Annotated in this window: 21 protein-coding genes; 13 read left to right on the top strand and 8 right to left on the bottom strand. The window is 67.3% G+C overall.

Features of this window, described 5'->3' with window-relative positions; translation table 11 throughout:
* The first annotated feature begins 172 nt into the window (after positions 1-172).
* Positions 173-1,219: a DNA topoisomerase IB gene (locus ACXMYJ_RS25690; protein ID WP_460359218.1), complete on the top strand. Its 1,047-nt coding sequence runs from the start codon at positions 173-175 to the stop codon at positions 1,217-1,219.
* On the opposite strand, the gene ACXMYJ_RS25695 is transcribed toward ACXMYJ_RS25690, so the two are convergent.
* Positions 1,206-2,006 (bottom strand): crotonase/enoyl-CoA hydratase family protein, encoded by an 801-nt coding sequence (locus tag ACXMYJ_RS25695; RefSeq protein ID WP_443187489.1) that lies wholly within the window; start codon positions 2,004-2,006, stop codon positions 1,206-1,208. The two genes, ACXMYJ_RS25690 and ACXMYJ_RS25695, sit on opposite strands and share 14 nt — an antisense overlap.
* A gap of 68 nt (positions 2,007-2,074) precedes the next feature.
* Between ACXMYJ_RS25695 and ACXMYJ_RS25700 the strand changes: the two genes are divergently transcribed.
* Together ACXMYJ_RS25700 and ACXMYJ_RS25705 are read left to right on the top strand one after the other, a co-directional pair.
* Positions 2,075-3,724: an acyl-CoA synthetase gene (locus ACXMYJ_RS25700; protein ID WP_443187488.1), complete on the top strand. Its 1,650-nt coding sequence runs from the start codon at positions 2,075-2,077 to the stop codon at positions 3,722-3,724.
* Between the two features lies 1 nt (position 3,725).
* A complete protein-coding gene (locus ACXMYJ_RS25705) occupies positions 3,726-4,847 on the top strand; it encodes an NAD(P)H-dependent flavin oxidoreductase (RefSeq protein ID WP_460359219.1) in 1,122 nt (373 codons plus the stop codon).
* Positions 4,848-4,852: 5 nt separating this feature from the next.
* Here ACXMYJ_RS25705 and lpqN read toward each other — a convergent pair whose 3' ends face one another.
* Genes lpqN through ACXMYJ_RS25740 form a run of 7 tightly spaced genes read right to left on the bottom strand, consistent with a single transcriptional unit; the run spans position 4,853 to position 13,760 of the window.
* Positions 4,853-5,572 carry an envelope biogenesis lipoprotein LpqN gene (lpqN, locus tag ACXMYJ_RS25710; protein WP_460359220.1) on the bottom strand — a complete coding sequence of 240 codons (720 nt, stop codon included), beginning with the start codon at positions 5,570-5,572 and terminating at the stop codon, positions 4,853-4,855.
* 8 nt (positions 5,573-5,580) lie between these two features.
* Positions 5,581-6,705: a Rieske 2Fe-2S domain-containing protein gene (locus ACXMYJ_RS25715; protein WP_460359221.1), complete on the bottom strand. Its 1,125-nt coding sequence runs from the start codon at positions 6,703-6,705 to the stop codon at positions 5,581-5,583.
* Positions 6,698-8,284, bottom strand: a complete 1,587-nt coding sequence (locus ACXMYJ_RS25720) for an FAD-binding protein (protein ID WP_460359222.1) — start codon at positions 8,282-8,284, stop codon at positions 6,698-6,700. The genes ACXMYJ_RS25715 and ACXMYJ_RS25720 overlap by 8 nt, the downstream gene beginning before the upstream one ends.
* Positions 8,277-9,941, bottom strand: coding sequence for a steroid-22-oyl-CoA synthetase (gene casI, locus ACXMYJ_RS25725; protein WP_460359223.1), 1,665 nt, complete (start codon positions 9,939-9,941; stop codon positions 8,277-8,279). Before casI ends, ACXMYJ_RS25720 begins: the two co-directional genes overlap by 8 nt.
* On the bottom strand, positions 9,938-11,449 hold the full coding sequence (fadD17, locus tag ACXMYJ_RS25730) for a long-chain-fatty-acid--CoA ligase FadD17 (RefSeq protein ID WP_460359224.1): 1,512 nt from the start codon (positions 11,447-11,449) through the stop codon (positions 9,938-9,940). Before fadD17 ends, casI begins: the two co-directional genes overlap by 4 nt.
* Positions 11,450-11,460: 11 nt before the next feature.
* A complete protein-coding gene (locus ACXMYJ_RS25735) occupies positions 11,461-12,570 on the bottom strand; it encodes an acyl-CoA dehydrogenase family protein (RefSeq protein WP_460359225.1) in 1,110 nt (369 codons plus the stop codon).
* An 8-nt stretch (positions 12,571-12,578) separates the two neighbouring features.
* Entirely contained in the window at positions 12,579-13,760 is a 1,182-nt protein-coding gene (locus ACXMYJ_RS25740; protein ID WP_460359226.1) for an acyl-CoA dehydrogenase family protein, read from the bottom strand.
* A gap of 171 nt (positions 13,761-13,931) precedes the next feature.
* Between ACXMYJ_RS25740 and ACXMYJ_RS25745 the strand changes: the two genes are divergently transcribed.
* The 10 genes from ACXMYJ_RS25745 to ACXMYJ_RS25790 form a co-directional block, all read left to right on the top strand.
* Positions 13,932-14,123: a ferredoxin gene (locus ACXMYJ_RS25745; protein ID WP_260755450.1), complete on the top strand. Its 192-nt coding sequence runs from the start codon at positions 13,932-13,934 to the stop codon at positions 14,121-14,123.
* A 13-nt stretch (positions 14,124-14,136) separates the two neighbouring features.
* Positions 14,137-15,081, top strand: coding sequence for a 3-oxoacyl-ACP reductase (locus ACXMYJ_RS25750; protein WP_460359227.1), 945 nt, complete (start codon positions 14,137-14,139; stop codon positions 15,079-15,081).
* Positions 15,082-15,354: 273 nt separating this feature from the next.
* Positions 15,355-16,113 (top strand): MlaE family ABC transporter permease, encoded by a 759-nt coding sequence (locus tag ACXMYJ_RS25755; RefSeq protein WP_443187481.1) that lies wholly within the window; start codon positions 15,355-15,357, stop codon positions 16,111-16,113.
* Entirely contained in the window at positions 16,110-16,952 is an 843-nt protein-coding gene (locus ACXMYJ_RS25760) for an MlaE family ABC transporter permease (protein ID WP_460359228.1), read from the top strand. Before ACXMYJ_RS25755 ends, ACXMYJ_RS25760 begins: the two co-directional genes overlap by 4 nt.
* Positions 16,953-16,964: 12 nt before the next feature.
* On the top strand, positions 16,965-18,167 hold the full coding sequence (locus tag ACXMYJ_RS25765) for an MCE family protein (protein ID WP_460359229.1): 1,203 nt from the start codon (positions 16,965-16,967) through the stop codon (positions 18,165-18,167).
* Positions 18,167-19,195, top strand: coding sequence for an MCE family protein (locus tag ACXMYJ_RS25770; RefSeq protein ID WP_443187478.1), 1,029 nt, complete (start codon positions 18,167-18,169; stop codon positions 19,193-19,195). Before ACXMYJ_RS25765 ends, ACXMYJ_RS25770 begins: the two co-directional genes overlap by 1 nt.
* Complete coding sequence (locus ACXMYJ_RS25775) at positions 19,188-20,246, top strand: virulence factor Mce family protein (RefSeq protein WP_460359230.1); 1,059 nt, start codon at positions 19,188-19,190, stop codon at positions 20,244-20,246. Before ACXMYJ_RS25770 ends, ACXMYJ_RS25775 begins: the two co-directional genes overlap by 8 nt.
* The gene (locus ACXMYJ_RS25780; protein WP_260755443.1) at positions 20,243-21,616 is read left to right on the top strand and encodes an MCE family protein; all 1,374 of its coding nucleotides are present in this window, start codon (positions 20,243-20,245) and stop codon (positions 21,614-21,616) included. The genes ACXMYJ_RS25775 and ACXMYJ_RS25780 overlap by 4 nt, the downstream gene beginning before the upstream one ends.
* On the top strand, positions 21,613-22,767 hold the full coding sequence (locus ACXMYJ_RS25785; RefSeq protein ID WP_260755442.1) for an MCE family protein: 1,155 nt from the start codon (positions 21,613-21,615) through the stop codon (positions 22,765-22,767). The genes ACXMYJ_RS25780 and ACXMYJ_RS25785 overlap by 4 nt, the downstream gene beginning before the upstream one ends.
* The coding region (locus ACXMYJ_RS25790) for an MCE family protein (protein WP_460359231.1) at positions 22,767-24,284 on the top strand (1,518 nt) is incomplete at its 3' end. The genes ACXMYJ_RS25785 and ACXMYJ_RS25790, both read left to right, overlap by 1 nt.

Consider the following 24,284-nt stretch of genomic DNA (forward strand, 5'->3'; position numbering starts at 1 on the left):
ACTTTCACCGGAAGTGCCTTTCTGACCTGGACTGATTAGTGCGTAGAGAACACCAATCTTCCCAGTTCAAAGGGCACTTTCCTCATTCCGACACCCTGCGACCAGCCGATACATCGGTGGATCGAGGCTAAACATCATGAATAGGTCGCTACAACGCGGGCACCCCCGATGGATGAGTCGCCCCGACCCCGCCGTAGCGGAATGCGCAGGCCTGACCTATGTCACCGACTCCGAACCCGGTATCACCAGGGAGCGCGTCGAGGACGGTTGGATATACCGGCGCCCGGACGGCAGCCTTGTCTGCGGCGACGACCGGGCCTGGATAGACGCGATCGGCATCCCGCCGGCCTGGAACCAGGTGTGGATCAGCCCGAGGCCCGACGGGCACATCCTTGCCACGGGTCGAGACTCACGCGGTCGAAAGCAGTACATCTACCACCCGCGCTGGCGCGAGGTGCGCGACCGCACCAAGTTCGACCGGGTGGGTCACTTCGGGCGGGCGCTGCCGGCAGTGCGGCGCCGGGTCATTCACGACCTGGACATGCCAGGGCTGTCTCGCGAAAAGGTGCTCGGGGCGGTGTTGCGCCTGATGGACTTGACGTTGATACGCATCGGCAACGACGAGTACGCCCGGCAGAATGAGCATTACGGCCTGACCACGCTGCGCCACGAGCACGTCCGGTTCGAGGACCCAACCACGGTGATGTTCGAATTCCGGGCCAAGTCCGGCAAGGAACAACGCGTGCGGCTGTCTGACCCGCGGCTGGCCGAGATCGTATATGCGTGCCACGAGTTGCCTGGCCAGAAGCTCTTCGCCTACATCGACGACGACGGACGGGTCGTCCACGTCGGATCGGCCGAGGTCAACAACTACCTGCGCGAGATCACCCGGGCGATCTTCACTGCCAAGGACTTTCGCACCTGGGGCGGCACCGTCACGGCCGCGGACGTGCTGGTCCGAATCGGCCCGTCCCGATCCCTGACCGAAGCGAAACGCAAGATCAACAAGGCCATCGACGCGGCCGCGGCACGGCTCAACAACACCCGCGCGGTGTGCCGGAAGAACTATGTCGATCCTCGGGTGCCCGATTCGTATCTCGACGGGTCGCTGCATCCGACGTTCGCTCGAGCGCACAAGCGACCGTGTCTCTCACGCGCCGAGTCCGGCGTCCTGTTGCTCGCAGACGAACGGCGCCTGCTCAACGTCAACGCATCGTGAAGTTGGGGGCGCGCTTCTCCTTGAAGGCCCGCGGGCCCTCCTTGGCGTCCTCGCTCAGGAACACCGGGATGCCGTTGGCGGTGTCGGGCTTGAACGCCTCTTCTTCGTGCATGCCCTCGGTCTCGCGGATGGTCTTCAGGATCGCCTGCACTGCCAGCGGCCCGTTGTTGTTGATCACCTCGGCGATCTCCAGCGCCTTCTCCAGCGCGGTCCCGTCCGGGACGACATGGCCGATCAGGCCGTATTGCAGAGCCTCGGCGGCGGTGATGTGGCGCCCGGTCAGCAGCAGATCGCACGCGATGGTGTACGGGATCTGGCGCGGCAGCCGCACCGCGGAGCCACCCATCGGGTAGAGGCTCCACTTCGCCTCGGAGATACCGAACTTCGCGCTCTCCCCGGCGACGCGGATGTCGGTGCCCTGCAGAATCTCCGTTCCGCCGGCGATGGCCGGGCCCTCCACGGCGGCGATCAGCGGCTTGGTCAGCCGGCGGCCCTTGAGCAGACCCTCGATCTTCGACGGGTCGTAGCTGCCATCGGCGAACGAGTCACCCGGCGGCCTTTTCGACGCGGCCTTGAGGTCCATGCCCGCGCAGAAGTAGCCGCCGGCCCCGGTCAGGATGCACGTCCGGATCTCCGGATCGGAGTCCACGCGGTTCCACGCGTCGACCATGATCGAGAGCATCTCAGCAGACAGCGCGTTGCGCGCCTGCGGCCGGTTCAACGTCACGATCAACGTGTGTCCGCGCTGCTCAACCAGGGCGTCGGGACCTTCTTGGGACTCGCTCACGGGCGTCCGCCTTTCCTCGTCGAAGACAGCGACTTGTCTGGAAATGTAACACGTTCTAGTTTAGAGCCGTGGCTCTGAACATCGCCGACCTCGCCGAGCACGCCATCGACGCCGTGCCTGACCGCGTCGCCCTGATCTCCGGCGACGACCAGCTGACGTACGCCGAGTTGGAAGACAAGGCCAACCGGTTCGCGCACTATCTGCTCGATCAGGGCATCAAAAAGGATGACAAGGTCGGCCTGTACTGCCGCAACCGGATCGAGATCGTGATCGCGATGCTCGGCATCATCAAGGCCGGAGCCATCCTGGTCAACGTCAACTTCCGCTACGTCGAGGGCGAGCTGAAGTACCTGTTCGACAACTCGGACATGGTCGCGCTGGTGCACGAGCGCCGCTACGCCGACCGGGTGGCCAACGTGCTGCCCGAGACCCCGAACGTCAAGACCGTGCTCGTGGTCGAGGACGGCTCCGATGACGATTACCAGCGCTACGGCGGCGTCGAGTTCGAGGCCGCGCTGGCCCAGGGTTCGCCCGAGCGCGACTTCGGGCCCCGCAGCGAGGACGACATCTACCTGCTCTACACCGGCGGCACCACCGGTTTCCCGAAGGGTGTGATGTGGCGCCACGAGGACATCTACCGAGTTCTGTTCGGCGGCACCGACTTCGCGACCGGTGAGCCGATCGCCGATGAGTACGGCCTGGCCAAGCAGGCGGTGGAGAACCCGCCGATGGTGCGTTACCCGATCCCGCCGATGATCCACGGCGCCACGCAGTCGGCCACCTGGATGGCGCTGTTCTCCGGACACACGACAGTGCTGGTGCCGGAGTTCGATCCCGACGAGGTCTGGCGCACCATCGCGAAGCACAAGGTGAACCTGCTGTTCTTCACCGGTGACGCGATGGGCCGGCCGCTGCTGGACTCGCTGCTCGCCCACCAGGACGAGGGCAACACCTACGACCTGTCTTCGCTGTTCCTGCTCGCCAGCACCGCTGCGCTGTTCTCCACCAGCATCAAGGAGAAGTTCCTCGAGCTGCTGCCCAACCGGATCATCACCGACTCCATCGGTTCGTCGGAGACCGGGTTCGGCGGAACCAGCATCGTGGCCAAGGGAGAGTCGCACACCGGCGGCCCGCGCGTCACGATCGACAAGAACACCAAGGTGCTCGACGAGGACGGCAACGAGATCGAGCCCGGTTCGGGCAAGCGCGGCATCATCGCCAAGTGCGGGCACATCCCGGTCGGCTACTTCAAGGACGAGAAGAAGACGGCCGAGACGTTCAGGACGTACAACGGTGTGCGGTACGCGATCCCGGGCGACTACGCCGAGGTGGAGGCCGACGGCACCGTGACGATGCTGGGCCGCGGCTCGGTGTCGATCAACTCCGGTGGCGAGAAGATCTACCCCGAAGAGGTCGAGGCCGCGCTGAAGGGACATCCCGACGTGTTCGACGCGCTGGTCGTCGGCGTTCCCGATCCCCGGTTCGGGCAGCACGTCGCGGCGGTCATCCAGCCCCGCGAGGGCGCCCGCCCGACGCTGGCCGAACTCGATGCATTCGTGCGCAAGGAGATCGCGGGCTACAAGGTTCCGCGGAGCCTGTGGTTCGTCGACGAGGTGAAGCGCTCGCCTGCGGGCAAGCCGGATTACCGCTGGGCCAAGGACACCACCGAGGAGCGCCCGGCCGACGAAGTGCACGCCAACCACGTGGGAGCGAAATAGCATGCGAACCGAACTCTGCGATCGCTTCGGCATCGAGTATCCGATCTTCGTCTTCACCCCGTCGGAGAAGGTCGCCGCCGCGGTCAGCAAGGCCGGTGGTCTGGGTGTGCTCGGCTGCGTGAGGTTCAACGACGCCGACGACCTGGAGAACGTCCTGCAGTGGATGGACGCCAACACCGACGGCAAGCCCTACGGTGTGGACGTCGTGATGCCGGCCAAGATCCCGACCGAGGGCACCTCGGTGGACATCAACAAGCTGATCCCGGCCGAGCATCGCGAATTCGTCGACAAGACGCTCTCCGACCTCGGCGTGCCGCCTCTGCCTCAGGACGAGGAGCGCTCCGAAGGCGTTCTGGGATGGCTGCATTCGGTGGCGCGCAGCCACGTCGAGGTCGCGCTCAAACACCCGATCAAGCTGATCGCCAACGCGCTCGGTTCGCCGCCCAAGGACGTGATCGACCAGGCGCACGCGGCCGGGGTGCCCGTCGCCGCACTCGCCGGTTCGCCGAAACACGCGCTGCGCCACGTGGAGAACGGTGTCGACATCGTCGTCGCCCAGGGCCACGAGGCCGGCGGCCACACCGGTGAGATCGGCTCGATGGTGCTGTGGCCGGAGATCGTCGACGCGTTGGACGGCAGGGCTCCGGTGCTGGCCGCCGGCGGTATCGGCACCGGCCGGCAGGTCGCTGCCGCGCTCGCCCTCGGTGCACAGGGTGTGTGGATGGGCTCGGCGTTCCTGACCTCGGCGGAGTACGACCTCGGCGAGCGGCTGGAGTCCGGGCGGTCGGTGATCCAGGAGGCCATGCTCAAGGCCACCTCCGCAGACACCGTGCGCAGACGCATCTACACCGGCAAACCGGCGCGGCTGCTCAAGAGCCGCTGGACCGACGCGTGGGACGCCGACGGCGCACCCGAGCCGTTGCCGATGCCGTTGCAGAACATCCTGGTCAGCGAAGCCCACCAGCGGATGAGCGAGTCGACCGATCCCACCACCGTCGCGATGCCCGTCGGTCAGATCGTCGGCCGCATGAACGAGATCCGCCCTGTCGCCGACATCATCGCCGAGCTGGTGAGCGGTTTCGAGGAAGCCAGCAGACGGCTGGACGGTGTCCGCGAGGCCTGAGGTCGCTACTGCGGGGTGATGGTGGTCTGGTCGTCGATGGCCAAGGTCGCCGGGCCGATGATGTCGATCTGGTTCTCCAGCCCGTCGGCGTTTAGCTGAAGGACGTACCAGGAACCGTCGCGGCCGGGGATCACGACCGTCTTCTGGGCGGCCAGCTTGGTGACACCGTTCTGCACCCAGGTGCCGCCGAGTTGGAACGCGGGGAACTCACCGAGCGTGGTGAGCTTGCCTTCGCTCATCGGCGTCCAGCCCGGCAGATTGCTGGCTTCACCGGCGGACGCCTGCAGGAGCGCTTGCGGGTCGACGTCACCGACCAGCTTCGACAACAGCGCGACGATGCTCGGGGTGTATTCGGCTGCCCCCGGACCGGTGTAGACGATCGCCGCATACGCCCACTCGGGGGTGTCGTCGCCTGCGTCCTCCCAGCCGTCCGGAATCGGTAGGTCGATGATCGGCGCACCGGGGTCGCCGCGGCCGACGGGCGATTCCTCGATCCCGTTCTGAGCGAGGTAATCGGAGATGGTCATCGCCGGGCCACCGGGCGCCTGCTCCCGCGGGGTGATTCGTGAGGTCGAGGGTGCGGCCACGCTCGGCGACGTGGTGGCATCGGTGGATCCGGGTGCCGCGGCGGTGCCGGTGCCGTCGGTCGACGTGGTGCAACTCGTCGCGACCACCGCCAGCGCCGCGGCGATCGCGGTGAAACGGGTGACGGCCGCAATGTTCATGGCGGACGTCAGCCCTGCCTGGCCGCCATGTTGTGCTCGACCTCCTGCTGCCAGAGGTCGTACGCGTGGCTGGTGTCGACCTCCTGTTCGTAGCGGTCGGTCATGTCGGCGGTGACATCGGCTGCGTCGACGTAGAACTGCTGGTACCACCGGCGATGCTGGTAGACCGGGCCGTCCTCCTCGGTCAGCAGGGGGTTCTCCACCGGTGACTTGTTCTTCCAGATCTCCACGTCTTCGAGAAATCCCTCGCCGAACGACCGGCTCATGGCCGCGGCCAGCTTGGCGGCATTCTCGGCAGGCAGCGCCGGCATCTGCTGGACAGCCACGCCCCACTGCAACATGAACGAGTTGTGCGTCACGGGGTAGTGGCAGTTGATCAGGGCCACCTCCACGGTGAAATCGGGGGCGAGATCGTTGTGCAGCCAGTTGATCATGTAGGCGGGTCCGAAGTACGTCGCCTCAGAGCGCAGATACGTTCCTTCCCAGAGCTTTTCCGGATTCGCGACGAAGTCCGGGCGAGGCTTCGACTCCATGAACTGGCTGGCGGTGTGTCCGTCGATGACGTTCTTGAAGTAGGTCGGGTACGCGTGGTGGATATAGAAGAAGTGCGCCATGTCCACGTTGTTGTCGACGATCTCGCGGCAGTGGGCACCGTCGATGAGCACCGAACTCCACTGCCACGGCGACCAATGGCCCTCGTCATACCCTTCGATCGTCGGCGGGATCAGCTCGGCCGGCGCGGCCGAACGCTCCGGGTCGTGCCACACCAGCAGCTGACCGTTGACCTCGGTGGTCGGCCAGGAGCGGGTGCGAGCCATGCGCGGCGTGCGTTTGGCGTAGGGGACGAGTGTGCATCTGCCGTCGCCGCCCCAGCGCCAGTCGTGGAACGGGCAGGCGATCTCGTCGCCTTTGATGGTGCCATGGGCGAGGTTGCCGCCCATGTGCCGGCAGTAGCCATCGAGAACCTTGAGTGCACCTTGGCTGTCGGCGAAGACCACCAGGAGCGTGCCGAACGCGTCGATGCCGTGCGGTTTCCCGTCCCGGAACGCCTCGGCCAGCCCGAGGCAGTGCCAGCCCCGTGCGAACCGGGTCATCGCCGCACCGGTGTCGATCTCGCGGATGGCGTCACTCATGGTTTCCTCCTGCCATGTCGAGCACAGCGAGGTGGCTGAAGACCATGCTGGTGCCGATCGGGTTACCGCCGCCCGGATAGGTGGTGCCGCTGGGCGCGGCCATCGTGTTGCCCGCCGCGTACAGCCCGGGAATCACATTGTCCGCCCGATCGAGCACTCGCGCGGCGGTATCGGTGCGCAACCCGCCTTTGGTGCCCAGATCCGAAACCCCGAACGCGGCCGCGTGGAACGGACCCTTCTCGATGGGATACAGCGGCGCCGCGCCGCCTGAGAACGCCCGGTCGTAGGGTTCGTCGCCGCGGCCGAAATCCCTGTCGCGTCCCTCGCGGACGAACCCGTTGAACCTCTCGACCGTTTCCACCAGGTTGCGTGGCGGAACCCCGATCGCCGCCGCCAACTCCTCGAGGGTGTCGGCGGTGCGCCACAATCCGGCCGCGACGTACTTGTCCGGTTCGACCATCGAGACGTTGGTCGCTTTCACCGGCGGCACCACCCCGTCGCCGTCGTCGTAGATCATCCAGAACGGCAGGGTGACCGTGCCGTCGGCGACGGCCGTCAGCACAGCCCGCCCGAGCCGGTCGTAGGCCGCCGATTCGTTGACGAAGCGCCTGCCCTCATCGTCGACGAAGATCCCGCCGGTGAACCACAACGCGAACGCCGACGTGCCGTCGGGATGGGTCAGGCCGGGGGACCACCATGCCTGATCCATCAGGTCGGTGTCGGCGCCGGCGGCGATGCCGGCCAGATGCGCCAGGCCCAGATTGCCCCACGGTCCCATGGTGTCCCGCGAGGTTCCCGGCACCCCGTAGCGGGCACGCATCTCGTCGTTGCGTTCGAAACCGCCCGCGGCCAACAGGACTCCCCGCCGGGCCCGGATGGCTCTGCGCTCTCCGTCCGATTCGACGATTGCCCCGACAACCCTGCCGCCGTCGACCACAAGCTCGGTCAGCGCGGTGTTCAACCGGGTCGCCGTATGCGGGAAGCGGGCCGTGGCCGCGAGCAGTCGGGCGATCAGCGCACGACCCCCGACGAAGTAGTCGTCGGGCTGGGCACGCCCGAGCCGGTCGGCGTCCAGCGGTCCGCGAACGAGCTCACGCAACTGTGGGGCGGCGGCCACCTTCAACGGCTTGGCCGCGATGTGGCGCATCCCGTCGGCGCGGGCCTTCGGGGCGCTGCCGAAGTAGTCCGGCCACGGCAGCAGCGAAAAGTTCAGCAGCTCATCGCTTTCCAGGTACTCGATCAGCGGTGCGCCGCTGCGGACATAGGTCTCCTGCAGCGCGCGCGGTGTGCGGTCACCGACCACCGCGCTGTAATACTCCACAGCGTCGTCGAGGGTGTCGTCGGCACCCGCCCGCACCAACACGGGGTTGCACGGAAACCACATCCCGCCCCCGCCGGAATACGCCGTGGTGCCGCCGAACTTGTCGGTGGCTTCCACCAGGAGCACGTCCAGACCTTCCCTGGCGGCGGTGTAGGCGCCGGTCGCCCCGCCCGCACCGGACCCGGCCACCAGGACGTCGGTGATCTCGTCCCACCGGGTTGAATCATGCTCGCGCAAGCGCTCATCGGATTCAGGCATGGTGTTCCCTTCCGTACGCGGCGAATTCGGCGTCGAGGGCGGCACGATCCTTGGCGCTCATCAGCCGGAAGCGTGGATGTCCCCGGCCCGCCCATCGGTACACCGACTCGTCGGTGTGCCAGCGCTGCGCCTGCAGCTCACGTTTGAGCACCTTGTTGGATCCGGTGGCGGGGAGCTTCGCCGATACCCGCAGCAGACGGGGAAAACCCTTGGCGCCCAAATCATCCCGGTCGGCAAGGAACGACGCGAACGCATTGACGTCGAAGGTGTCCGGGTCGGGCACCTCCACGGCGGCCATCACCTGGTCGCCCGACCGTGGATCGGGGACGCCGTAGACCGCCGCGGCCAACACCCCCGGGTGACATCGCAGCACCCGTTCGACGGTCAACGTCGAGATGTTCTCGCCGTCGACGCGCAGCCAGTCACCGCGCCGGCCGGCGAAATACAGGTAGCCATGGCTGTCGACGTAGCCGAGGTCGCCGGACCAGTACCAGCCGTTGCGAGTTCGTTCGGCATCGGCGGCATCGTTGTTGTAGTAACCCTCGAAATCACGGGCACCCCGCCGGTCGACGATCTCGCCGATGGCCTCGTCGGCGTTGAGCACCCGGCCCTGCGGATCGAGCTCCGCCGGGGGACACGGTGTCATCGTGACGGGGTCGACGACGACGACGTCGCCGTGCGCGGGCCGGCCGAGCGACGACGGCGGTGCCGACGGATCCGGTCGGGCCACCGCGCCGCCCTCGCTGGAGCCGTACCCCTCGAACAGTCGCGCACCGAACCGGCGCCGGAATTCTCTCTGGTCCTCGGGCGAGGCCTCGGTGCCGAACCCGCGCTCCAGCGGGTTGTCGGCGTCATCCGGGGACTCCGGGGTGGACAGCAGGTAGGCCAGCGCCTTTCCGACGTAGGTGAAGAACGTCGCCCCGAAATACCGGACGTCGGAGAGGAATCCGGACGCCGAGAACGTCGGGGTGAGGCATATCGTCGCACCGTTGGCCAGCGCGGGCGCCCACAGCGCCATGATCGCGTTGCCGTGGAACAGCGGCATGCAGCAGTAGTCGACGTCGTCGCGGTGATGCCCGAACTTGTCGGTCGCGGCATACGCGATGCGGGCCAGGCGGCCCTGGCTGCACTTGACGGCCTTCGAGTTGCCGGTCGTACCCGATGTGAACAACAACAGCAGCAAGGATGCTTCGTCGGCGCCGGGCGCCGGCACGGGTTCGACCCGCTGGGCCCGCAGCAGGTCGGCGTACCCGGGGTCGTCGACCACCAGCACGCGGTCGTCCGCCACGCCGTGGTCGAGGCCGGCCAGTCGGCGCGCACCGGCGGTGTCGGTGATGATCAGCCCGCAGTCGGCGTGCCGGATGTCGGCGGCCAGCCCGTCCGGTCCGCGAGTCGGGTTCAGGCCGACGACGGTGGCTCCGGCCAGTGCGGCACTGCCGAGCCAAAACACGAAATCGGGCACGTTCTCCAGCAGCACCCCGATGTGCACGGCGTCACCGTCCCTGCCGCGCCACGTGTTCGCCAGGCAGGCCCTGGCCGCCGATTCCCGGACCACCTCGTCCCACGTCCAGTCCCGTTCGCGGGTGCGCAACCCGGGCCGCCGGTCGCCGATCCGGTCGCACAGCATGGTGGCGATGTCGTCCCGGCGCGCGGTCATGGCGCGACGATCGGATGGACGGGGTCCGCGCAGTCGACGCCCTCGGCGGAGAGTTGACGTTTGAGGACCTTGAACGTCTCGGTGCGGGGAAGAGCGTGGGCGGTGCGTACGTATCGCGGCCACTGCTTGGGGCCCAGATCGCGCTGCTCGGCCAGGAATCGGGTGAAGGCGGCGGGATCGAACGAGACCTCCTCCGGCAGCACGAGGGCGGCCATCACCTGATCACCGACCGCCGGATCGGGGATCGGGTACACCGCTACCTCGGTCACTGAAGGGAACCGCATCAGGATCCGTTCGATCGGGGCGGTGCCCAGGTTCTCACCGTCGACGCGCATCCAGTCGCCGAGGCGGCCCGCGAAGTACGCGAACCCGTGCTCATCCCGATACGCCAGGTCACCGCTGTGGTAAACGCCGCCGCGCATGCGCTCGGCTTCGGCATCGGGATCCTTGTAGTACCCCCGGAACTGGCCGGGCCCGTCGGTGTTGACCAGTTCCCCGACCTCGCCGGGCCCGCATTCGGCGCCCGTGTCGACGTCGACGATCGTCACGCCAGCGGTCAGCGGTCCCAGCGCGCCTTCGGGGGTGTCCGGGGTCCGGGCGATCGACACCCCGCCCTCGCTGGAACCGAAGCCGTCCACCACCCTCACCCCGAACCGCTCGGCGAACCGGTTCAGGTCCCGGGGCGCACCCTCGTTGCCGTACGCGATCCGCAGCGTGTTGTCGGAGTCGTCCGGACGTTCGGGGGTGGCCAGGACATAGGACAGCGGCTTGCCGACGTAGTTGGCGTACGTCGCGCCGAACCTGCGCACATCGGGGAAGAACTGCGACGCAGAGAACTTGCGGCGCAGGGCGATCGACGCCCCGGCGGCCACCGCCGGCGCCCATCCGGCCATGATCGCGTTCGAATGGAACAGCGGCATCGACAGGTAACAGGTGTCGCCGGGCCCGAGTCCGAACCGCTGCGCGAGCATGTTTCCCGGAAAAGCGATCTTCTCGTGGGTGCACCGCACCGCCTTCGGATCACCACTGGTGCCCGAGGTGAAGATCAGCATGAACAGGTCGTCGGGGTCGGGGTCGGGGAAGTCGGCGGCTGCGCCGCGGTGGGCGTCTAACTCGGCTTCGAACGCCGGTGATTCGACGGCGACGGCCGAGATGCCGTCCTGTGCGCCGTTGCGATCGGCGAGCACCAGCTGACAGTCGGCGTGGTCGACGTCGCGCTGCAGCGCCGCACCCCGGCGGGTGGGGTTCAACCCGACCGGCACGATGCCCGCCAGCGCCGCCGCGACCAGGACGGTGCCGAAAAACGGCGTGTTCCCGAGCAGCACCCCGACGTGAGGCGGGCGGTCCGGATCGAGCCTGCCGCGCAGCACCGACGCGAGTGCCGCACCGTCACGAATGTGGTTGCGCCAGCTGGTGAACGACACCGATCCGCTCTGCGGGTCGACCCAGTGCACTCCTCGGTCGTCGACCTCGGCGAGTTTGGCCAGCAGGGACGAGACGGTTGCCACCGGCGGGCGGCTCAGGCCGGGGTGTCGGCCAGCTCACGGCCGATGCGCAGCAACTGCCCGGTAGCCCCGCCGACAGCGAACTCGGTCTGCTTGGCGGCCAGGAAATAGCGGTGCACCGGATGATCGACGTCGATACCGACGCCTCCGTGGACGTGCACCGCGGTGTGGGCGACCCGGTGGCCGGCTTCGGCGGCCCAGAACGCCGCGCTGGCCACGTCGATGTCGGCAGGCAGGTCCTCGGAGAGTCGCCAGGCCGCCTGGGTCAACGTCAGGCGGAGACCCTTGATGTCGATATAGCCGTCGGCCAGGCGGGACGAGACCGCCTGGAAGCTGCCGATCGGGCGGTCGAACTGCTCACGCTCGCGCGCATAGGACGCCGTCATCTCCAGCGCCCGCTCGAGCACTCCGAGTTGATAGGCGCTGCGGGCCAGCCCATGCCGGGTGATGAGCCAGTCGAGTACCTCGGGCCCGCCGACACGCCGGTCGTTCCCGACCCCGACGCCCTGTAACTGCAGCGCGGCGACACTCCCGTGACCGGTGGTGTCCAGCGCGGTGACCGTCACGCCGTCATCGGTGGAGGACACCAGGAAAACAGCGGTGCCGGAATCGGTTTCGGCCGGTACCAGGAAGGCATCGGCGTTCACCCCGAAAGCCACCTGGGTCCGGGTTCCGGTCAGGCTGACACCATCGGCCGAAGCCTGTGCGCGCACCGGTCCCTCGCCCATCTCGCCGTCGAGTGCGACCGTGAGCACCTTCTCGCCTCTGATGGCCGGTGCTGCCCACTCCTGCTGCAGTGGCTCGGATCCGAATCGTGCCAGCGCGCCCGCGGCCAGCACCACCGACTCGAGGTACGGGACCGCGGCCAGCTGGCGGCCCAGCGCCACCAGCACAGCGACCTCCTCCAGCACCCCGAAACCGCCGCCGCCCAACGCCTCCGGCGCCGTGGTGGACAGGATGTCGGCGTCGATCAGCTTGCCCCACAGCTCGCGGTCGAATCGGCCTCCCGCGTCCGGGGTGAGTGCGTCGAGCGCACGCTGATGTTCCGGGGTGACCACGGACTCGGTGATCGTGCGCACCAAGCCGCCGAGGTCGTCACTGGCTTCGGTTGTCTTGAAATCCATCTCGGGTCCTATCGGTTCACTCGGGGCAGGCCGAGCGCGACCATGCCGATGATGTCGCGCTGGATCTCGTTAGTGCCGCCGCCGAAGGTCAGAATCAGGCAGGAGCGATGCATCCGCTCGATCCGGCCGCGCAGCAGTGCGCCCGGCGAGTTCGTGCGCAGGGTCGCGGCGGTGCCGAGCACCTCCATCAGCAGACGGTAGGCCTCGGTCGCGAGCTCCGTGCCGTACACCTTGGCCGCCGATGCGTCGGCCGGGGACGGTGCGGAGTCCTCGGCGGAGGCCAGCTCCCAGTTGATCAACTTGAGCACCTCGGCCTTGGCATGCACCCGGGCAAGGTTGAGCTGCACCCACTCCGAATCGATGAGCCGCTTGCCGTGCACGTCTTTGGTGTTCTGCGCCCACTCGCGGACCCCGTTGAGCGCCACGAAGATCGGCTGTGCCGAGACGAGTGCGACCCGCTCGTGGTTGAGCTGATTGGTGACCAGCTTCCAGCCGGCGTTCTCTTCCCCGACGAGGTTGGACGCCGGCACCCGCACGTCCTGGTAGTAGGTGGCGCTGGTGTCCACCCCCGACATCGTGTGCACCGGGGTCCAGGAGAAGCCCTCCGCGGTGGTGGGCACGATCAGCATCGAGATGCCGCGGTGCTTCTTGGCGTCCGGGTTGGTGCGTGCGGCCAGCCACACGTAGTCGGCGTACGCGATCAGGCTGGTCCACATCTTCTGGCCGTTGATCACGTAGTCGTCGCCGTCGCGTACCGCGGTGGTGCGCAGTGCGGCCAGGTCGGTGCCCGCGCCCGGTTCCGAGTAGCCGATCGAGAAGTGCAGATCCCCCGCGGCGATCTTGGGCAGGAAGAACTTCTTCTGCTCCTCGGTGCCCAACGCCATGATCGTCGGCGCGACGCTGTTGATGGTCAGGAAGGGCACCGGCACGTTGGCGATGGCGGCCTCGTCGTTGAAGATCAGCCCGTCCATCGGCGGGCGGGCCTGGCCGCCGAACTCCTTCGGCCAGGACAGCGTCAGCCAGCCGTCCTTGCCCATCTGTGCGACGGTCTCGCGGTAGACGTTGCCACGTCCCATCTCGCCGTCGTCGGACGCCAGCGCCTCGGCGCGTTCGGGTGTCATGAGCTTGGTGAAGTACGTCCGCAGTTCGCGACGTAGCTCCTCCTGTTCGGGGGTGTAGCCGATTCGCATCGCGTCGTCCTCACTTGTCTGCGAGCCTTGGTTCGAAAGTGCCATCCCGGACGCCAAGGCGTACCTCGGGTGTTCCCCGGTTGTAACACGTTCTAGTGTTGGGGTCCAGGGTGGTGTCACACTGTGTGCCCGGCAGATCGGACCAACAGCCCGGACCGACAGGAGGATCTGATGCGAGTGGAAGTGGATCGTGACCGTTGCGAAGGCAACGCGGTCTGTGTAGGAATTGCGCCCGACCTGTTCGAGCTCGACGACGACGACTACGCCGTCGTCAAGTCCGACCCGGTCCCCCCGGAGGAGGAGGCGGTGGCCGAGCAGTCCATCGCCGAGTGCCCCCGTGCAGCCCTGATCCGCCGCGACTAGAGGTATTCATACTTTGACTGAATCTTGCGCCCTTCAGACGACCGGAATCGATCTGTCCGGCCGCGTCGCCGTCGTCACCGGGGCCGCCGCCGGCCTCGGTCGTGCCGAGGCCATCGGGCTCGCCAGGGCCGGCGCCACCGTGGTGGTCAACGACATCGCCCCGGCGCTGGACAAGTCCGACGTCCTCGACGAGATCGCCGCGGTGGGTTCCAAGGGGGTCGCCGTCCCCGGCGACATCAGCGAACGCTCGACGGCCGACGAGCTGGTGGAGACCGCCGACGGCCTCGGGGGGCTCGGAATCGTCGTCAACAACGCCGGCATCACCCGGGACCGCATCCTGTTCAACATGACCGACGAGGAGTGGGATGCGGTCATCGCGGTGCATCTGCGCGGCCACTTCCTGCTGACCCGGAACGCGGCGACGTACTGGCGCTCGAAGGCCAAGGCCGGCGGCGACGACGGGGCCGGCACGGTGTACGGCCGGATCATCAACACCTCGTCGGAGGCGGGCCTGTCCGGCCCGGTCGGTCAGCCCAATTACGGTGCCGCCAAGGCCGGTATCACGGCGTTGACGCTGTCGGCGGCCCGGGCGCTGGGCCGCTTCGGCGTGCGGGCCAACGCGATCGCGCCGAGGGCGCGCACCGCCATGACGGCGGGAGTGTTCGGCGACGCACCCGATCTGCCGGAGGGCGGGGTCGACCCGCTCTCACCCGAGCATGTGGTGAACCTGGTGCGTTTCCTGGCTTCCCCGGCATCAGAAGGGGTCAACGGGCAGCTCTTCATCGTCTATGGTCCGACGGTGACCCTCATCGCGGCTCCCACAGCAGAGCGGCAGTTCAGCGCCGAGGGTGACACGTGGGACCCCGCGGCCTTATCGGGCACCCTGAAAGATTACTTTGCTGACCGCGATCCGGAGCGCAGTTTCTCGGCGGTGATGGGACTCGGCGACCCGCACTGACAGTCTCGATTGTCAGTGCCGGACGCCGATTAGAACACGTTCTAGAATGATGTGGGTCACACTGGCTTTGAGCTGCGCAGATATGACAATTCTGACGGGATTTGCCGTTCTTTGACACTGCGAACACGTTCTAGTTAGTATGATCCGGCCTACTAAGAGCAGTGCTTATCCAAGGGGTGGGAACACGACGTCGGCTCCCGGCATACCAATATTCGCCACGGCACGCCGCCCGTCGTTCCTCCCGAACCCCGCGTCCCGAGAACGGAGCTCAGGTTGATCGAACAGCTTGCGGCGCCGGCGCGGGCCGTGGGCGGGTTCGTCGAGATGTCCTTGGAGACGTTCGTCAAGACCTTCCGCCGGCCGTTCCAGTTCCGTGAGTTCCTCGAACAGACCTGGATGATCGCCCGAGTCTCATTGTTGCCGACGCTGCTGGTCGCCATCCCGTTCACCGTGCTCGTCGCGTTCACGCTCAACATCCTGCTCCGCGAGATCGGCGCCGCCGACCTGTCCGGGGCGGGCACCGCGTTCGGCACCGTCACCCAGCTCGGCCCCGTCGTCACGGTGCTCGTGGTGGCCGGGGCGGGCGCCACGGCGATCTGCGCCGACCTCGGCGCGCGCACGATCCGCGAGGAGATCGACGCGATGCGGGTGCTGGGCATCGATCCGATCCAGCGCCTCGTCGTACCCCGCGTGCTGGCCTCAACCTTCGTTGCGCTGCTGCTCAACGGTCTGGTCTGTCTGATCGGCCTGTCCGGCGGCTACGTGTTCTCGGTGTTCTTGCAGGGCGTGAACCCGGGGGCGTTCATCAACGGGCTGACGGTCCTGACCGGCCTGGGCGAGCTGGTGCTCGCCGAGATCAAGGCGCTGCTGTTCGGGGTCGTCGCCGGGCTGGTCGGCTGTTACCGCGGCCTGACGGTACAGGGTGGCCCCAAGGGCGTCGGCAACGCCGTCAACGAGACGGTGGTCTACGCGTTCATCTGTCTGTTCGTGATCAACGTGATCATGACCGCGATCGGGGTCCGGGTGCTATGAGCTACGACGCCACCGTCCGGTTCCGCCGGCTTCTGCGCGTCTTCCCCCGCGCCGTGGACACCGTGGGTGAGCAGGCGCTGTTCTACGGTGAGACGTTCCGTTACGTCCCCAACGCGATCACCCGGTACCGCAAGGAGACGGTCCGCCTCATCGCCGAGATGTCCATGGGCACCGGCGCGCTGGTGATGATCGGAGGCACCGTCGGCGTCGCGGCGTTCATGACACTGGCCTCCGGCGGCGTGCTCGCCGTCCAGGGCTACTCGTCGCTGGGCAACATCGGGATCGAGGCGCTCACCGGCTTCCTGTCGGCGTTCCTCAACGTCCGCATCGTGGCTCCGGTGATCGCCGGTATCGCGCTCGCGGCCACGATCGGGGCGGGCGCCACGGCACAGCTCGGCGCCATGCGCGTGGCCGAGGAGATCGACGCCGTCGAATCGATGGCGGTCCACGCGGTTTCGTACCTGGTGTCCACCCGTTTGATCGCCGGGCTGATCGCGATCGTGCCCCTCTACGCGCTGTCGGTGCTCGCGGCCTTCTTCGCCGCGAGGTTCACCACCGTCTACATCAACGGCCAGTCCGCCGGTCTGTACGACCATTACTTCAACACGTTCCTGGTTCCCAGCGACCTGCTCTGGTCGTTCCTCCAGGCGATCGTGATGGCGGTCGCGGTGATGTTGGTGCACACGTACTACGGCTACAACGCCTCGGGTGGTCCGGTCGGGGTGGGCATCGCCGTGGGCCAGGCGGTGCGCACATCCCTGATCGTCGTCGTGACGATCGTCCTGTTGATCTCACTCGCCGTCTACGGCGCGTCTGGCAACTTCAACCTCTCCGGGTAAGGCGGGAACACGATGGCCGACGGTGACGCCAAGCGCAGCCAGGTGAGGATCGCTGCGGCGATCCTCACTGTGCTGGTGCTGATCGCCGTCGTGTTCACCTACCTGTCCTACACGGCGGCGTTCACCCCGACCGACAGGGTCACGGTGCTGTCGCCGCGGGCCGGTCTGGGGATGGACGTGGACGCGAAGGTCAAGTACCGCGGCATCCAGGTCGGCAAGGTGGAGTCGATCGAGTACGCCGGCGACGCAGCCAAGCTCACCCTGGCCATCAACCGCGGCGACATGCGCTACATCCCGGCCGATGCTCCGGTACGCATCGCCGGTACCACGATCTTCGGCGCCAAGGCGGTCGAGTTCCTTCCTCCGGAAGACCCGGACGGCCAGTCGCTGAGAGCCGGTGCCGAGGTCAAGGCCGACAGTGTGCAGCTCGAGGTGAACACGCTGTTCCAGACGCTGACCGACCTGTTGGACAAGATCGACCCGATCAACCTCAACGCCGCGCTGTCGGCTCTCGGTGAGGGCCTGCGCGGCAACGGCGACGACCTCGGCGCACTGTTGTCGGGCCTGAACTCCTACCTGGGCCAGCTGAACCCGAAGCTGCCTGTGCTGCAAGAGGATCTGCGTCGCACCGCTGTGGTCACCGACATCTACGGCGACGCCGGCCCGGACCTGGTCCGGGTGCTGGAGAACGCGCCCGCGATCAGCCAGACCATCGTCGACGAGCAGGACAACCTCAACGCCGCACTGCTGGCCGCCACCGGGCTGGCCAACAACGGCACCGCCACCTTCGAGCCGGCGGCCGACGACTACATCGCTGCGATACAGCGGCTGCGCGCACCGCTGAAGGTCGCCGCGGAGTACTCTCCGGTGTTCGGCTGCACCCTCAAAGGCACCGCCAACGCGGTCGACCGCTTCGCCCCGATCATCGGCGGGATCCGTCCCGGCCTGTTCGTGTCGTCGAACTTCCTGCCGGGCTCGCCCGCCTACACCTATCCCGAGAGCCTGCCGATCGTGAACGCGTCCGGCGGCCCGAACTGCCGTGGCCTGCCGGAGGTTCCGAGCAAGCAGTTCGGCGGGTCGTGGTACCACACGCCCTTCCTGGTCACCGACAACGCATATGTTCCCTACCAGCCGAACACCGAGTTGCAGTTCGACGCGCCCTCGACGCTGCAGTTCCTGTTCAACGGCGCCTACGCGGAAAGGGACGACTTCTAGTGAGGCGTGACAGAACCCTCATCAGCGTCAGCGTCTTCACCGTCGCGATGCTGCTGGTCGCCGCGATACTCGTGGTGGTCTTCGGCGAGTTCCGATTCGCCTCCGAGGACAAGTACCACGCGACCTTCGACGACGCGTCTCGGCTCACGGCCGGGCAGGATGTGCGCATCGCCGGTGTCCCGGTCGGTACGGTCGAAGACGTCACGCTCAATCCCGACAACACCGTCGACGTCGCGTTCAGCGTCAACGATCGCTACCAGCTCTACACCTCCACCAAGGCCGTGGTGCGCTACGAGAACCTGGTCGGCGATCGCTACCTCGAGATCACCTCGGGCCCCGGGGATCTCGTCAAGCTGCCCAAGGGCGGCACCATCGTCAACACTCAACCCGCGCTGGATCTGGACGCGCTGCTGGGTGGGCTCAAGCCGGTGCTCAAGGGTCTTGACGGTGCCAAGGTCAACGAGATCAGCAGCGCGGTCATCGAACTGCTCCAGGGTGAGGGTGGGGCCCTGTCGGCGATGCTGGCGAACACCAGCGCGTTCACCCAGACGCTGGCCGCCCGCGATCAGCTCATCGGCGATGTGATCACCAACCTGAACACGGTGCTGGGCACCGTGGACGAGAAGGGTGAACAGTTCAACGCCAGTGTCGACCAGCTGCAGAAGCTGATCACCGGGCTGGCCGAGGGCCGTGATCCGATCGCCGGAGCCATCGGCCCGCTGGCGTCGGCCGAGAATGATCTGACCGACATGCTGGAGCAGTCCCGCAGGCCGGTGCAGGGCGTGATCGAGAACGTCCGGCCGTTCGCACAGCGCTTCGACGAGCGCAAGGCGGACGTGAACAAGGTCATCGAGCCGCTGGCGGAGAACTATCTGAGGCTCAATGCGCTCGGCGCTTACGGCTCGTTCTTCAACATCTTCTACTGCTCGACGCGGGGGAAGATCAACGGCCCGGCGGGCAGCGACATCCTGATCCCGTTCGGCGGTCCGCCGGATCCGAGTAAGGGGAGGTGTGCCGAAGTTGAGTAGTCCGGAGGGTTCGAACCCCTTGCGCACCGGGATCTTCGGCATCGTCCTGGTGGCGTGCCTGGTGCTGGTGTCGTTCGGGTACTCGAGCCTGCCGTTCTTCCCGCAGGGCAAGCCGTACGAGGCGTACTTCGCCGACGCCGGCGGCATCAAGCCGGGCAACGACGTGAACGTCTCGGGCCTCGCGGTCGGCAAGGTGACCGCGGTCGAATTGGCCGGTGACGCCGCCAAGATCACCTTCACCGTCGACCGGGCCGTGAAGGTGGGCGACCAGTCGCTGGTCGCAATCAAGACCGATACCGTGCTCGGTGAGAAGTCGCTGGCCATCACGCCCAAGGGCGGGGGCGAGTCCACGGTGATCCCGTTGGGGCGCACCACGACTCCGTACACCCTCAACACCGCGCTGCAGGATCTCGGGCAGAACATCTCGGCGCTCGACAAGCCGAAGTTCGAGATGGCGCTGCAGACGTTGACCGATTCTCTGCGCGAGGCCACCCCTCAACTGCGCAGCGCGCTCGACGGAGTCGCGAACCTGTCCCGCAGCCTGAACGCCCGCGACGAGGCGCTCGATCAGCTTCTCGCCCACGCCAAGAACGTGTCGGACACATTGGCGCAACGCTCCGGTCAGGTCAATCAGCTGATCACCGATGGCAACCTGTTGTTCGCCGCGCTCGACGAGCGGCGCCAGGCGTTGAGCAACCTGATCGCGGGCATCGACGATGTCTCGGAACAGCTCTCCGGGTTCGTCGCCGACAACCGGCGCGAGTTCAAGCCGGCGCTGGAGAAGCTGAACCTGGTGCTGGACAATCTACTTGAGCGCCGCGAGCACATCAGCGAGGCACTCAGGCGGCTTCCGCCCTACGCCACCGCGCTCGGCGAGGTGGTCGGCTCTGGGCCCGGTTTCCAGATCAACCTGTACGGTCTGCCGCCCGCCCCGATCGCCGAGGTGCTCCTCGACACCTACTTCCAACCGGGCAAGCTGCCCGACAGCCTGTCCGACATGCTCCGCGGCTACATCTCGGAGCGGATGATCATCAGGCCGAAGTCGCCATGACGCAAGGGAACTCAGTGCGGCGGAGCCGCTGGATACGAACCGTCCTGGTGTGCGTGCTGGTCCTCACGCTCATTGTCGGCGCCTACCTGGTGTGGCCCAGCCGTGCCGGGCAGAAGATCACGGCGTACTTCACGTCGGCGGTCGGCCTGTACCCCGGTGACGACGTCCGGGTGGTCGGTGTGCCGGTCGGCAAGATCGACTCGATCGAGCCGCGTGCCGGCGACGTGAAGATCACCATGACCGTCGACGGCGACGTCAAGATCCCCGCCGACGCCAAGGCCCTGGTCATCGCGCCGAACCTGGTGTCTGCCAGATTCATTCAGCTGGCACCCGCCTACACGGGCGGGGCCGAACTGGGCGACGGCGCCGAGATCGGTCTGGACCGCACCGCCGTGCCCGTGGAGTGGGACGAGGTCAAGGAGCAGCTGACCCAGCTGAGCGCTCAGCTGGGCCCGCAACAGGGTTCGTTGCAGGGCCCGCTCACCTCTTTCGTCAACCAGGCCGCCGACACCTTCGACGGCAACGGGGACACGTTCCGCCGTGCGCTGCGTGAGCTGTCCCAGACCGCGGGGCGGTTGGGCGATTCCCGCACCGATCTGTTCGGCACGATCCGAAACCTGCAGATCTTGGTCGATGCGCTGTCGAACAGCAACGAACAGATCGTGCAGTTCACCAACCACGTCGCGTCGGTGTCGCAGGTGCTGGCCGATGCCACCACGGATCTCGACGTCACGTTGGGCACCCTCAACCAGGCGCTCAGCGACGTGCGCGGCTTCCTCGGGGAGAGCAACGAGGCGCTGATCGGTCAGGTCAACCGGCTGACCGACTTCACCAACATCCTCACCGAGCACAGCGACGACATCGAACAGATCCTGCATGTCACACCGAACGGCCTGAGCAACTTCTACAACATCTACAACCCGGCGCAGGGCACCGTCGGCGGTCTGCTGACGCTGCCGAACTTCGGCAACCCGGTGCAATTCATCTGCGGCGGCACGTTCGACGCGGCCGCCACCCCGGACAACTACAAGCGGGCCGAGATCTGCCGCCAGCGGATGGGCCCGGTGTTCAAGCGCATCACGATGAACTACCCGCCGCTGTTGTTCCACCCGATCAACAGCATCACCGCCTACAAGGGGCAGATCATCTACGACACCCCTCAGACCGAGGCCAAGGCCGAGACCCCGGTGCCGTACCTGCAGTGGCAGAACGCCCCCGGCGTCACGCCGCCGCAGGTCGCCCCGGACGCCGACCTGAGCTCGCTGCTGGTCCCGGCCGAGGGCCCGGAGTCGTCGACCTCGCACGCCGGTGGACCCGAGACCGGACCGTCGACCGCCGGACCTGCCGCCCCCGCGGAGGCGGGCCGATGATCCGTCGCGCACTGGGTCTCTCGTCGGTCACGCTGCTGTTGGCCGGCTGCCAATTCGGTGGCCTGAACTCGCTGAACATGCCCGGCACCGCCGGTCACGGCGAGGGCTCCTACACGATCACCGTGGAATTGCCCGACGTCTCGACGCTGCCGCAGAACTCGCCGGTGATGGTCGACGACGTGACCGTCGGCAGCGTGTCGGGGGTGGACGCCGTGCAGCGCCCCGACGGCACGTTCTACGCGAAGGTCCAGTTGTCCCTAGACGGCAACGTCAGGCTGCCGGCCAACGCCACGGCGAAGGTCGCGCAGACCTCGCTGCTCGGTTCGCAGCACATCGAGCTGGCGGCGCCGGCGGACGGCACCGGCATCCTGGCCGACGGCGGCGAGATACCGATGGACCGCACCGGTAACTATCCGACCACCGAGGAGGTGCTGTCGTCGCTCGGCGTGGTCGTGAACAAGGGCAATCTCGGTGCGCTGCAGGACATCACCGATGAGGCCTACACCGCCGTCGCGGACCGGTCCGGCACCTTCGCGGGTCTGCTGCCCAGGCTTGCGGAACTGACCGCGTCGTTGGATCGACAGACCGGTGACATCATCGCTGCGGCCGAGGGCCTGGACCGGTTCGCCGCAATCCTGGCTCGCAGCAAGGACGGTCTGGGCCGCACGCTGGACACGCTGCCCGAGGCGCTGGCGGTGCTCAATGACAACCGCGCACAGATCGTCGAGGCGTTCACCGCGCTGCGCAGTTTCGCCACCGTGGCCTCCCGGGTGCTCCAGGAGACCAAGGACGATTTCGCCGCGGACTTCAAGGACCTGTTCCCGGTCATCAAGTCGCTCAACGACAACGTCGACTACCTGATCAAGGACCTTGAGTTCCTGCCGACGTTCCCGTTCCACTACAAGTACCTGCGCAACGCGGTGCGCGGTGACTACCTGAACGTGTACGTCACGTTCGACCTGACCCTGCGCCGCGTCGGTGAATCGGTCTTCACCACCTCGTTGGGTCTGGACCCGAACATGAAGCGGATGAGCGAGGTCGTCAACCCGCCCGACTTCCTCACCGGTGCGATGGCCAACCTGTCCGGCCAGGCAGCTGATCCGTTCAAGATCCCCCCTGGCACGGCCACGCAACACGAGGGGGCGCCGTAATGCTGGATCGCCTGACCCGTCTCCAACTGACGATCTTCGCGATCGTCACCGTGCTCAGCGTCGGTGCGGTGGCGCTGTTCTATCTGCACGTGCCCGCGGCCGTCGGAATCGGCGCCTACAACGTCACCGCCAACTTCGTCGCCGGCGGCGGGATCTACGAGAACGCCAACGTGACCTACCGCGGCGTCACCGTCGGCCACGTCAAGTCGGTCGGCCTGTCCGACCGCGGTGTCGTCGCACACATGCAGTTGAACAGTGGCACACCGGTTCCGGAGAACGTGACGGCGACCGTCAAAAGCGTCTCGGCGATCGGCGAGCAGTACATCGACCTGGTGCCGCCCGAGCACGCGTCCGAGGCGACGCTGCGTGAAGGCTCGGACATCGGCATGGACCGCACCGCGATCGGGCAGGACATCGCCGGGCTGCTGTCGGAGGCCGACGCACTCGTGCGCAGCGTCAGCAACAGTCGCCTGCAGGACCTGCTGCGGGAGGCGTTCAAGGCGTTCAACGGTTCCGGCCCCGAACTGGCCCGGTTGATCCAATCGTCCCGCCTGCTGGTCGACGAGGCCAATGCGAACTTCCCGCAGACCGCGCAGTTGATCGACCAGGCCGGACCGTTCCTGGACGCGCAGATCCGCGGCGGCGACGACATCAGGTCGCTGGCGGAGTCGCTGGGCCGGTTGACCACCGAGGTGGCGGGCGCCGACCCGCAGCTGCGCACCACGTTGCAGACCGTGCCCGGCACCGCCGCCGTCGCGAACGAGACGTTCGACGGCATCCGGCCGTCGTTCCCGATGCTCGCCGCCAACCTGGCCAACTTCGGCCGGATCGGGGTGATCTACAACAAGTCGCTCGAGCATGCGCTGGTGGTGTTCCCGGCACTGCTCGCCGCGCTGAACACCGTCGCCGGCGGCGTGCCCGCCGACGAGGGCGGCAAGCTGGACTTCAAGATCCATCTCCAGGATCCGCCGCCGTGCGCCACTGGGTTCATCCCGGCCACGCAGATCAGGTCCCCGGCCGACACCACGCTGCGCGACCTTCCCACCGATCTGTACTGCAAGGTGCCGCAGAACGATCCGAGCGTGGTGCGCGGTGCACGTAACTACCCGTGCCAGGAGTTCCCCGGCAAGCGCGCGCCCACCGTGCAACTCTGCCGCGACCCGCGCGGGTACGTGCCGATCGGCAACAACCCGTGGCGCGGACCGCCGGTCCCGGTCGGCACGCCGATCCAGGACGGCCGTAACATTCTGCCGCCCAACAAGTTCCCGATGATCCCGCCGCAGGTCGATCCCGATCCGGGTCCACCTGCGGTGCAGCTGCCCCCGGGGGTGGCGCCCGGTCCCGGACCGGCGCCGCACGCGCCGTTCCCCCTACCGGTCCCGCCGAACGAGCAGGGCCCCCAGCCGGCCCCGTGGCCGTACTTCGCCCCGCCGGACCAGGTGGTGCCGCCGTACGGGCGCCCGCCGCTGGCGCCGCCCGCGCCGGCACCGGCCCCCGCCGCGCCCGCACCGGCCCCC

It is taken from the genome of Mycobacterium sp. ZZG, assembly GCF_054786995.1.